Source organism: Bacillus sp. AFS073361 (genome assembly GCF_002567005.1).
In the GTDB taxonomy this organism is placed as follows: Bacteria; Bacillota; Bacilli; order Bacillales; family Cytobacillaceae; genus Neobacillus.
On the sequence record NZ_NUZU01000010.1, the window covers coordinates 153,790 to 165,205 of the forward strand.

At 36.3% G+C, this 11,416-nt stretch carries 10 protein-coding genes and 1 riboswitch; of the genes, 6 read left to right on the top strand and 4 right to left on the bottom strand.

Going from position 1 to position 11,416, the window contains the following annotated elements:
• Nucleotides 1–2: 2 nt before the first annotated feature.
• The 4 genes from COJ96_RS06445 to COJ96_RS06460 all read right to left on the bottom strand — a co-directional run bounded on the left by COJ96_RS06445 (nucleotide 3) and on the right by COJ96_RS06460 (nucleotide 4,963).
• Entirely contained in the window at nucleotides 3–1,367 is a 1,365-nt protein-coding gene (locus COJ96_RS06445) for a hemolysin family protein (protein WP_098572136.1), read from the bottom strand.
• 292 nt (nucleotides 1,368–1,659) lie between these two features.
• Nucleotides 1,660–2,988, bottom strand: coding sequence for a hemolysin family protein (locus COJ96_RS06450; RefSeq protein ID WP_098572137.1), 1,329 nt, complete (start codon nucleotides 2,986–2,988; stop codon nucleotides 1,660–1,662).
• 144 nt (nucleotides 2,989–3,132) lie between these two features.
• Nucleotides 3,133–3,687, bottom strand: coding sequence for a GNAT family N-acetyltransferase (locus COJ96_RS06455; protein WP_098572138.1), 555 nt, complete (start codon nucleotides 3,685–3,687; stop codon nucleotides 3,133–3,135).
• Nucleotides 3,688–3,835: 148 nt separating this feature from the next.
• The gene (locus tag COJ96_RS06460; RefSeq protein WP_098572139.1) at nucleotides 3,836–4,963 is read right to left on the bottom strand and encodes a histidine kinase N-terminal domain-containing protein; all 1,128 of its coding nucleotides are present in this window, start codon (nucleotides 4,961–4,963) and stop codon (nucleotides 3,836–3,838) included.
• Nucleotides 4,964–5,179: 216 nt separating this feature from the next.
• A riboswitch (TPP riboswitch) is annotated at nucleotides 5,180–5,288 on the top strand.
• Between the two features lie 113 nt (nucleotides 5,289–5,401).
• Between COJ96_RS06460 and thiT the strand changes: the two genes are divergently transcribed.
• The 6 genes from thiT (at nucleotide 5,402) to COJ96_RS06490 (ending at nucleotide 11,307) form a co-directional block, all read left to right on the top strand.
• Complete coding sequence (gene thiT / locus COJ96_RS06465) at nucleotides 5,402–5,983, top strand: energy-coupled thiamine transporter ThiT (RefSeq protein ID WP_098572140.1); 582 nt, start codon at nucleotides 5,402–5,404, stop codon at nucleotides 5,981–5,983.
• A gap of 185 nt (nucleotides 5,984–6,168) precedes the next feature.
• Nucleotides 6,169–6,393, top strand: coding sequence for a FeoA family protein (locus tag COJ96_RS06470; protein WP_098572141.1), 225 nt, complete (start codon nucleotides 6,169–6,171; stop codon nucleotides 6,391–6,393).
• Complete coding sequence (feoB, locus tag COJ96_RS06475) at nucleotides 6,393–8,396, top strand: ferrous iron transport protein B (RefSeq protein ID WP_098572142.1); 2,004 nt, start codon at nucleotides 6,393–6,395, stop codon at nucleotides 8,394–8,396. The genes COJ96_RS06470 and feoB overlap by 1 nt, the downstream gene beginning before the upstream one ends.
• A gap of 21 nt (nucleotides 8,397–8,417) precedes the next feature.
• Nucleotides 8,418–8,573 (top strand): FeoB-associated Cys-rich membrane protein, encoded by a 156-nt coding sequence (locus COJ96_RS06480; protein ID WP_098572143.1) that lies wholly within the window; start codon nucleotides 8,418–8,420, stop codon nucleotides 8,571–8,573.
• Nucleotides 8,574–8,683: 110 nt separating this feature from the next.
• Nucleotides 8,684–9,139, top strand: coding sequence for a helix-turn-helix transcriptional regulator (locus tag COJ96_RS06485; RefSeq protein ID WP_098572144.1), 456 nt, complete (start codon nucleotides 8,684–8,686; stop codon nucleotides 9,137–9,139).
• Nucleotides 9,140–9,333: 194 nt separating this feature from the next.
• The gene (locus COJ96_RS06490) at nucleotides 9,334–11,307 is read left to right on the top strand and encodes a transglycosylase domain-containing protein (protein ID WP_180230003.1); all 1,974 of its coding nucleotides are present in this window, start codon (nucleotides 9,334–9,336) and stop codon (nucleotides 11,305–11,307) included.
• Nucleotides 11,308–11,416 lie beyond the last annotated feature (109 nt).

Consider the following 11,416-nt stretch of genomic DNA (forward strand, 5'->3'; position numbering starts at 1 on the left):
TTTTAAGAAAGCACTTCTGAATTGGATATTGAAACTTGTTGACTAACATTCTCGTCATTACTGGCATCATTACTGGCGTTTTTCGTGACCTCAATATAACGAATATGATGCTCTTCCATATCAAGAATTTTAAAGGAATAAGTGTCATGAAGGAGGACATCGCCCTCTTTAGCTTCGTAATTTTCGGTTAGAATCCAGCCGCCAATTGTATCCACATCTTCATCGTCAATTTCTACTCCCAAAAGGTCATTAACCTCACTAACTAAAACTTTAGAGTCAATAATATAGTGGTGCTCTTTAATTTTGCGTACCTCTGGAATTTCGTCCATATCGAATTCATCACGAATTTCCCCAACAATTTCTTCGAGGATATCTTCAACGGTTACAAGTCCCGAAGTACCACCATATTCGTCCATTAATATTGCCATGTGAACGCGGTCTTTTTGCATTTTTACTAATAGGTCATGGATTGGAATCGTCTCTATTACTCTAATAATTGGTCGAGTATAGTTTTCCAGTGTCCGCTCTGATAGTTTTTCATTGCCAATTATATCTGTCATTACTTCTTTTATATTGATAAGACCGATTATATGGTCCTTATCCCCATCAATGATGGGATATCGTGTAAATTTTTCCTCGCGTAATACCTGAAGAAAGGTTTCAAGTGTATCTTCTTTAGATAAGGATACGATTTCTGTTCTTGGAACCATAACTTCTTTGGCAATACGGTTATCAAATTCAAAAATTTTATTTACATACTTAAACTCAGATTGGTTAATTTCACCACTTTTGTAGCTTTCAGAAAGGATAATTCGAAGTTCTTCCTCTGTATGTGCAATTTCATTTTCTGATACAGGCTTAAGACCGAAAAATTTAGTCGTAATTCGTGCAGAGCCATTAAGCAGCCAAATAACGGGATACATTACCTTGTAAAATAGTACAAGCGGACGTGCCACCAACAAAGTAATCCATTCTGCCTTCTGAATTGCTAATGTTTTAGGAGCAAGTTCCCCTACAACTACATGTAAAAAGGTAATTGCTGCAAATGCAAAGCCAACAGATAATACTTGGTTAAAGCTTGCTGGAATATTCAGACTTTCGAATATTGGATGGAGAATCTTTTCAAAAGTTGATTCACCTAGCCAACCTAAACCAAGGGCTGTGATGGTTATTCCCAGCTGACAGGCCGAAAGGTATTCATCCAGATTAGATATTACTCTTTTAGATGTCACTGCACTCGAATTTCCCTCTTCAATTAACTGATCAATTCTTGAGCTCCTAATTCGGATAATTGCAAATTCTGAAGCAACAAAAAAAGCAGTTAACGCAATTAAAATGGCTATAATAACCAAGTTAAATATGTCCAAATAAGTTCCCTTATCCTGTTTTTAGACAGGTAAGGAGTCACCTCCCAGTTTGATAAAAAAATTGGCTCTTATTTCCTTGAATTAATTTCTAGTTTTCTCCTAATCTCGTCTAATGGTCATCATACCACCTCGACAATTTAATAAATTAACAATAATTATAAAGAATTTGAACTATACAGTCAAACGTTCTGGTTAGTATATTAGTTGATAACTATATTTTATGGAGAAACATAGTGAATATGAACAATAAAGACGAAATATTACAAAAATTTAGATGAAAAACAAACAGATCCTACTCAAGAGCAGCATCTGTTTGTTTTTCATCTGAATCTGCTTTAAAAACCTCTATGTACAAGATATGGTGTCCTTCAATCTCCTGAATTTGAAATACAAAATCTTCATGTTCAATGGAGTCACCTTTATGTACATCAAATTTTTGTGTTAAAAACCAGCCGCCAATCGTATCGACATCTTCCTCATCCAGTGTGGTACCGAGAAGGTCGTTTACTTCACTAATTAAAACTTTACCATCTAAAATAAAATGTCCATCATTTTTTTTCTGGATAAGAGGAAGCTCATCCAAGTCAAATTCATCGCGTATTTCACCAACAATTTCTTCGAGTATGTCTTCAACCGTGACAATACCTGCTGTCCCGCCATATTCATCCGATAAAACAGCCATATGGGAACGATTTTTTTGCAGTTTGAGCAGAAGTTCCTGAATCGGTATGGTTTCAATGACATGAATAACGGGTTTTAGATAGGGAAGCAACGGTCGGTCTCCAGTGCATTTTTGCTGGATACAATCTGTTAAGACTTCTTTTATGTTAATAACCCCTAAAATATTATCCTTGTCACCATCAATAAGTGGATATCTTGTATACTTTTCTTCCTTAACGATTTCAATAATTTCTTCCATGGATGCATCTTTTGAAAGTGTTACGAGTTCAGTTCTGGGAACCATAATTTCTTTAGCAACCCGATTATCAAATTCGAATATTCGGTCCATATATCGATATTCAGATTGGTTAATTTCACCACTTTCATAACTTTGTGAGAGAATTAATCTTAATTCTTCTTCAGAAAGGACAATATCGTGCTCGGATGCGGGCTGTACCCCGAAAAGTCCAGTAACAAACCGCGCCGACCTATTTAGTATCCAAATAAACGGGTACATCAATTTATGAAACAAAATTAACGGTCGAGCAAAAAACAAGAGAATTTCTTCTGCTTTCTGAATCGCAATCGTTTTGGGTGATAATTCACCAATGACGACATGGAAAAAAGTGATGACAATGAAAGCAAGGATAAACGAAATAATGTGTTTAAGTGATAAAGGGATATGAATTAGGTCAAAAACTGGATCTAACAGTTCCCGAATAGTAGGCTCCCCGAGCCAGCCTAAAATAAGGGAGATAATTGTAATGCCCACCTGGGTGGCGGATAAATAACCATCCAAATTTGAAATTACCTTCTTAGCTGCTTCTGCTTTTGGATTACCTTCCGATAATAATTGATCAATTCTTGTGGATCGAACCTTTACCATCGCAAATTCTGAAGCAACAAAAAGGGCGGTAAAGGCTATTAGGATAACAATAATTAATACATTCATCCAAATCATCTATCACCTTACAGGTGTAAGGTATGCCACCTCACTTCCGTTGGTCTCTAAACATTATTTCAAAAAAAAAATCTATTAGCAAATCGAACAGAAAAAATGCTGCCAATTCGGCAACATCCATGAAACTGATAGTCAGTTTTTTATTTAAATAAGAACTCGTTTGTTCCAGTCCCGGGCAAGCATACTGTAAATAAAAAGGTCATGAAAGCGGCCGTATAATTGTTCGCCTTCTCTAATGATACCTTCTTTTATAAAACCGAGTCTTTCAGGTATGGCACGGCTTTTTTTGTTTTTGATACCACAGCGGATTTCAACACGATTTAAACCTAATTGGAAAAATGCATAGTTAAGCAGGAACTGAACGGATCGAGTCATTATTCCATGACCTTCTGCCTTTTTTGAAAGGTAATATCCGATACTTGTCATTCGGTTGTGCCAATCTATTTGTTGTAAGCTAATTGAGCCTACCAACTCACCTTTATAGACGATCCCCACATTAAATCCACTATTTTCTGCAAATTGATTTAGCCATATCGGAATAATGGATTCAAACTGATACGGGGATTTCATGCTATCCACCCATGGCAGCCATTCACGCAGATGTTCACGGTTTTCCTCCACCATTTGATAAAGACTTGATGCGTGATGTTGTTGAAATAGCTGGAGTTCAATATCATTATCAACCCTTAATGTAAACATTAGTCAAATCTCCCGATAAAAAATTTTTAGTTCATCATATGCAAAGCAGGTTGTTATCGGGAAGACTTAATATTAAGAAATAAAAAAATCCCTGCTTTATATAAAGTGGGATTGGTTATTCTAGCTATAAAATTACTTGTATATAAGATTAGGTTAGGGCTGCAACCGGTAAGAGAATCGAGAATGTAGTTTTATCTGGAGATGAATCACATTCTAAATTTCCCTTATGTTTTTCAATAATTTCCTTGCAAACAAACAAGCCGAGACCTGTACCTAGTTTTTTCGTCGTAAAAAATGGTTCGAAAATGGATTTTCTAAGTTCAGCAGGAATCACAGGCCCATTGTTGGAAATATTAATTTTGATGAACTGATGTTGTAGACTGCTATTGATCTCGATTGTAGGATTCGGATTCTCAGCATGATTCAAAACATCAATCGCATTAAAGATGATATTAATTAATACCTGTCTAATTTCATCTGCATACCCATTAAGAGTAATATCTTCACTGAGTTCTTTTCTTATTTTTACTTTTCCATCAAGTATGCTTGGATATAGGAAGTTTAAGACTTCCTCCACTAATGTATTTAAATTGAAGTTATCCTTTTCTTTACCAATTAACTCCTTTTTTGACAGAAGGAGAAATTGTGATATACGAAAATTAAGTTGATCCAATTCACTTGAAATGATATCTAAATATTTCATCTCCGGATGATCAGCTTTCAGTAATTGGATAAATCCTTGAACAGATGTCAAGGGGTTTCTAAACTCATGAATAAAGCTTGAGGTCATTTGCCCAAGCAATGTTAATCGATCCTGATGTGTAGAATCAATGTGCATTGTTTTTTCTTCAATAATTTTGTTTTTTGCTTCTGAGTAATGGGAAACAGCATAGTATAAAAATTTATCGAAACAAAAATTTACATTGTTTAATGCTTCCTGCATGGCTGCCCATGGAATCCCAGTAATACTTAAATGGCTGTATAGAACTGTTCTGCCAAGATTAACATTATAAACAAAATCACCAAGGTTAATATCAGCCAAAACTCTTTCTTCCGATACTTCAATAGCAAGTTTTTCAATTATGTCTAAAAGGTCTTTTTCCGTCATTTTATGCATATTAAGTAAAACATCGAGCAGAGCCTCGCCGTTTTCGTGAATTTTTAACTTAAAAGGATCCGTATTAGTGGTAACAATGGCATTTTCCCAATCTTGAATTAATTTCTGTTTATTTTGATTGAAAAAATCAATTAAATCTGTTTGGTTTTCCGTGAACATGCCGTCTTCCCCCTATGTTATTGACAAAAAACTCCTTACTGTACTTATTCGAGACATAAATAGAAATACCTCCTTTATTTTAAAATAAAAGTCTTGAATTTTATTCATATAGTCTTAATTGCTGATTCGACTAGGTAATAATAACGATAAGAAAGTATATTTTCCTTGTAAATGTGAATAAAGAAGAGTATATTTTTTTCTATGGAAACAATTGAATACTTCCACAGGGGGAGCTGCTATTCTTGCGGCTGAGAGTGAACGGTTAAGTTCTGACCCTATGAACCTGTTAGTTAACACTAGCGTAGGGATGTGGTTTGCCGATTATGAAAGCAATGCAGACAATCCTTAGCGTCGTGCATTGCTTTTTTTGTTCTTTATTTTATTGCACATCTTGTAATAGGAAGACTTCTAACGAGTCCAAAAATTGGGGGAGACGTTGTGAATCAAAAAAGAAGCAACACATTATTTATCGCTGAGGTGGCAGTTTTTTCTGCTTTAGCTTATTTATTGGATTTTCTAGCCGGAATTCTATCTTTAAAGATATGGCCACAGGGAGGTTCGGTGTCAATTGCCATGGTACCTATCTTCTTAATTGCTTATCGTTGGGGGATAAAAGGCGGCTTGTTAACAGGATTTTTACTAGGTTTATTGCAGGTTATCCTTGGATTCGCTCAAGTATACACATTCTTACAAGGATTTATTGATTATTTTCTTGCCTTTACAGTTGTAGGGTTAGCGGGTGTCTTTACTGGTCTGGTGAAGGAGGCGATATCCAAAAATGAAAAAGGTAAGTGGATGACATATGTGATTATCGGTGCATTCTTAGGAAGTGCCTTAAGATACATCTGCCATGTTATTTCTGGCATCGTGTTCTTCGGTGAATATGCGCCAAAGGGACAGCCGGTGGCCATTTACTCACTCCTATATAATGGAACATTCATGCTGCCAAGCTTTATCATCAGTGCAATCATTATCATCATTGTAATGAGTGCGGTACCAAAGAGATTATTTTCAAAATAACATTTATAAGTAATACGAATGGAAAAGGGCTTCAAGCTCTTTTCTATTTTTTTTATAAAGCGATTGTCGTTGATTCATGAAAATTCTTCAAACTTTTGACAAATTTATTAAGCTTTTTAACTCAAAAAAGTGTTAAAATACAAGAAAGATAATCATTCTCAATTAGTGGAGATAGGGTGATATACATGTTTGGTTCATTAAAAGTAGGAGATAAAGGGAAAATTATTGATATTTCTCTTGTAGGTCACCTGGTACAAAGACGATTACTTGACTTAGGGATTACTGAAGGCTCTGAAGTGTGTGTAAAGTGTGTCATGCCATTTGGCGGTCCAATTATGATTGAATCTTGCGGACAATGTGTGGGTATTCGCCGTAGAGAAGCAGTTCGAATGAAAGTGGAGAGAATATAATGGACATCGCACTTATTGGAAATCCTAATACTGGGAAAACTTCATTATTTAATAATCTAACAGGTTCCTATGAGTATGTTGGTAATTGGAGCGGTGTCACAGTTGAAAAAAAAGTTGGTGTTTTTAAAAATAATATTGGTCATTTGACTGATTTACCTGGTGTCTATACACTTAATCCCTTATCGAAGGATGAAGGGGTAGTTACATCCTTCTTTCTTAATGAATCAGTGGACCGCCTGCTAAATATATTAGATGCTTCACAATTAGAACGAAATTTACATCTAACCTTGCAATTGCTTGAGTTTGAAAAACCAGCATTTATTGGACTTAATATGGTCGATGTAGCAAATAAACGCGGAATTCAAATTGATACATCTAAACTTTCTGAGCTTCTCGGAGTACCGGTTGTTCCTGTTGTGGCGAGAAATGGAAAGGGCTGTGATAAATTAGTTGATGTCATATCGACTCAATCAATCCAGCCTGCTAAAAAGAATCTTATTTACTATGGTAAAGAGGTAGAAGCTGCAATTGTTGCTTTGACGGCTGAGATTCATGGCAAAACCAACCTTTCTGGACGATTTCTAGCTATTCAATATTTTGAAGGTAATGAATATGTTAGAAACTATGTAAATATTATTGTTGGCGAGAAAAAGCTTAATGATCTAATTGTTAACTTGGAGTCAACCTTACAAACACTTTATAATGTAAAATCATTAGCAAACTATATTTATCAAAAAAGAAGAGAAGCAATAGAAAAAATCGTTGTCGAAGTGGCCGTAAAAAGTAACTTTAACATTCCGCTTTCTGAGAAAATTGATATGATCGTTACCAATCGCTTTTTAGGAATGCCTATTTTCTTACTGCTTATGTATGTCATGTTTATGCTGACTTTTGATTGGCTCGGAACACCATTATCTGATGCTTTGGACGGATTTTTAACAGGGCCCATTACGACAGGATTTGAGTCGGTTTTAAACGCCATTCATGCTTCTAATTTTATTCATGCATTAATTATTGATGGTTTAGTTGCTGGGGTAGGCGGCGTACTCGTATTTGTGCCGCAAATTTTTATCCTATTTTTCTTTATTTCTTTATTAGAAGATTCCGGGTACATGGCCCGTGTTGCATTGGTAATGGACCGAATTATGGAGTCAGTTGGGTTAAATGGGAAGGCATTTATCCCTATGATGATTGGCTTCGGTTGTAATGTACCAGGAATAATGGCTGCCAGAACAATAGAGACACCACGGGAAAGGCTGGTTACCATATTGCTTACCCCGTTAATGTCCTGTTCAGCACGATTACCCGTGTATGCGTTATTTGTTGGAGCTTTTTTTGCAGGAAATAAGGCTTTAGTTGTGCTAAGCCTATATGTCCTTGGGATTGTAGTTGCATTGGTCTTAGCTAAAATCTTTTCGTCTACATTACTAAAATCGGAAACTTCATTATTTGTTATAGAACTGCCCCCTTACCGTCTTCCCCAGTTTCAATCACTGTGGAGGAGTACTTGGGATAAAGGAAAAGGGTTTGTTAGAAAAGCTGGAACATTTATTTTTGCGGGTTCTGTCTTTATCTGGTTATTATCTTATGCTGGCCCCAATGGTTTAAAGGTTGACATGGATGATAGTTATTTAGCCGCGATTGGGAATATGATTGCCCCAATTTTTGATCCAATTGGATTTGGAACATGGCAGGCATCCGCTTCGTTAATTACAGGGTTCTTGGCAAAAGAGGCCATTATATCTACCATGAATATTATTTATTTTGTTCCGAATGATGCAAGTTTGCAAGGGTTATTGGCGGACTATTATACTCCGCTTGCTGCCTATAGTTTCATGGTTTTCATTTTGTTATACATCCCATGCCTTGCGACAGTAGCAACGATCTATAAAGAAACAAATTCAAAAAAATGGACAGCTTTTTCTATGATTTATGCATTTGCAATTGCTTATGTGCTTTCTTTGATCATCTATCAAGGCGGCAAATTGTTAGGACTTGTTTAATTCTAGAAAGAGGTGGAGCAAATGATTGCCAATATATTAATTGGAGCAGCTATTTTTGGATATGCATCATGGGCTTTAGTTAGGTTTATTAATAAATCAAAAAAGGGAAAATGCGGGGCATGCGATTTGAAAAATTCATGTTCTAGCAATTGCGAAATACCACCTAAATCCCTATAAATAATTGAAACTGTTATCTAAAAAGATAACAGTTTTTTGATGTTAGGATTTGAAGATATAAACAAACTAGTGTAAAATTACACTAGTTGTAATTGAAGGAAGGGCTTAACTTGACCAGAGATGAAATTATAATGCAGGTTTCTGAAAAGCTTCGCCTTATACGGACGGAAGTTGGCTATACACAGGATAAAATGGCAGACATTATTGGTGTTTCTAAGAAAACACTTGTTCAAATTGAGAAAGGTAGAGTTTTAGCCAATTGGTCTACTGTCGTTTCGATTTGTGCACTTTTTCGTGAAACTGAAACAGTCCAATTTTTATTTGGGAATGAGCCGCTGGAGGTGTTAGAAACGGTTGCCCGCGAAGGGATAGATATTCGGAAGTCAAAAACGCTTGGCGGCCGGATTTGGTGGAGAGTTGTATCGAAAAAGAACGGGTATATTCTTCAACAAAATATTCTCAGTAAACATTTTCGGATTTTGGATGAAGAAAATTATCGGATCTTTAGCAGTATTGATGAAAAGGTATCAAAACACCGTTTTAAAGAATTAACGAAAAATGAATAAACGACTGAAAAAAGATGGGAATCCGCCATCTTTTTTCTTTTTTTTGGAATACTAAATATTGTCATAAAAACTTTCCCTATCTACGAAAATTAACCAATGATAGATTACTGATAAAGGATGTTTTTCAATTGGTATTAAAAGAGAAAATTAGGACTATCTTTAATAACTTGAAAAAGTGGCACTTGCTCCAAATTATGGTGCTTTCCATGTTAATCATTATCTTAAGTTTTTTTGGACTACTTTATTATTTTTCTAAGGATGCAGATATATCAGGACTTAAGAACGAACTGCCACAAGCTACCGTGTTTTATGATGTGAATGGGGATATAGCTAGTAAAGTGTCGGCGAATAAAAATGAAGGTGTCTCTATTAAGCAGGTTCCTAACTCAATGAAAGATGCGATTGTTGCGATTGAGGATCGTCGATTTTATCAACATAGCGGTGTGGATTTGATTGGGACATCAAGGGCGCTCGTCCGTGACTTAAAAGCTAGAGGAATGGTTGAAGGAGGCAGTACGATAACGCAACAATTAACTAAGAATACACTTCTCACTTCACAAAAAACCTTAAATAGGAAAATGGAGGAAGTTTTTTTAGCACTACAGATTGAGCGGGAATATTCAAAGCTAGAAATTTTGCAAATGTATTTAAATCAAATTTATTTTGGTAATGGTGCATGGGGGATTAAAAAGGCTGCGAGCAAATATTTTGCCAAAGAGGTTAAAGACCTTTCAATCAGTGAATCCGCATTACTTGCAGGACTAATTAAAGCACCATCTGCCCTGAATCCTTATGAGCATATGGAAAAGGCGACTGAAAGGCGAAATCTAGTATTAGTACAAATGAAGAAACAAGGATATATTTCCGATTCTCAGTATGAAAAAGCCATACATGAAGAAGTAATTTTGAATGATAAAGGCGGTGACCCGTTCCGAGGCAAGTTTCCATACTATGTTGATCAGGTTTTAGAAGAGGCTATAAACTTATATGGATTATCACAGGATGAATTACTAACAGGCGGCTATCAAATCTTTACAGAGCTTGAACCTGAAATGCAAACAGCCATGGAAGAGACTTATCAAAATGATTCTTTATTCCAAGAAGGAATAGATATCCTTGTTCAAAGCGGTGGTATCCTCCTAGACCCCAAGACAGGTGGGATTAAGGCAATTGTTGGCGGCAGGGGAAAACATACGTTTAGAGGTTATAATCGAGCTTCGCAGTTAAAGGCTCAGCCTGGTTCCTCCTTTAAGCCATTAGCGGTTTATACACCTGCATTGGAGGAAGGTTGGAAGATGACTGATATGTTAAAAGATGAACCAATGACATTTGGGAGTTATCAACCAAGTAATTACGATGATCAATATTCCGGTCAGGTGCCCATGTATGAAGCTGTAAAAGAATCTAAAAACGTTTCCGCGGTTTGGCTATTAAATGAACTTGGGGTTGAAAAAGGATTAGATTCCATTCAGCGGTTCGGAATTTCATTGGACAAAAATGACCGTAATTTATCCCTTGCCTTAGGTGGTTTACACAAAGGTGTCTCTCCTTTGAACATGGCTGAAGCTTTTTCTGTCTTTCCCAATAACGGAGTGAGAATGAAGGCCCATGCGATTAAAAAAATTATTGATGCTGACGGAAAGGTTGTGGCTGTCTGGAAGGCAAAAAAAGAAAGAGTCACAACCAAGGCCGTAACCGATAATATGACGACCATGCTCCTTGGTGTAGTAGAACAAGGTACTGGTAAGGCTGCACAAATACCTGGCAGAGAAACGGCAGGAAAAACTGGTTCAACTCAGGTTCCAATAGAAGGGATAAACGGCCTGAAGGATCAATGGTTTGTTGGGTATACCCCGCAGCTGGTTGGGGCGATCTGGGTTGGCTATGATAAAACAGACAAAGATCATTATATCACGCCTGTCAGTAATAAAGGTTCAGCAGTTGTTTTTCGGGAAGTTATGACGAAAGCCTTAGCGAATGCGCCTGCTGAAAGCTTTAATGTCCCGCATATCTCCACATTGATTGAAAAGAAAAAGCAGGAAGATGCTGCTAAGAATCGGTTTAATTTTCAAGAGAATTTTACTAACGAGGTTCAGAAATGGGAGGAGAAATGGAATAAACAAAAGGAAAAATGGAGAAAAAAATGGAATGATAAGGGAGGGCATTAATATTCCTCTAGATAAAGAAAACTATTTGAGACAATTCAGAAAAATGGGAATTGACAATTAAAAGAACTGGTGATAACCTACAAAGGAAGAAAAAAGGAAAGGGAGGGTT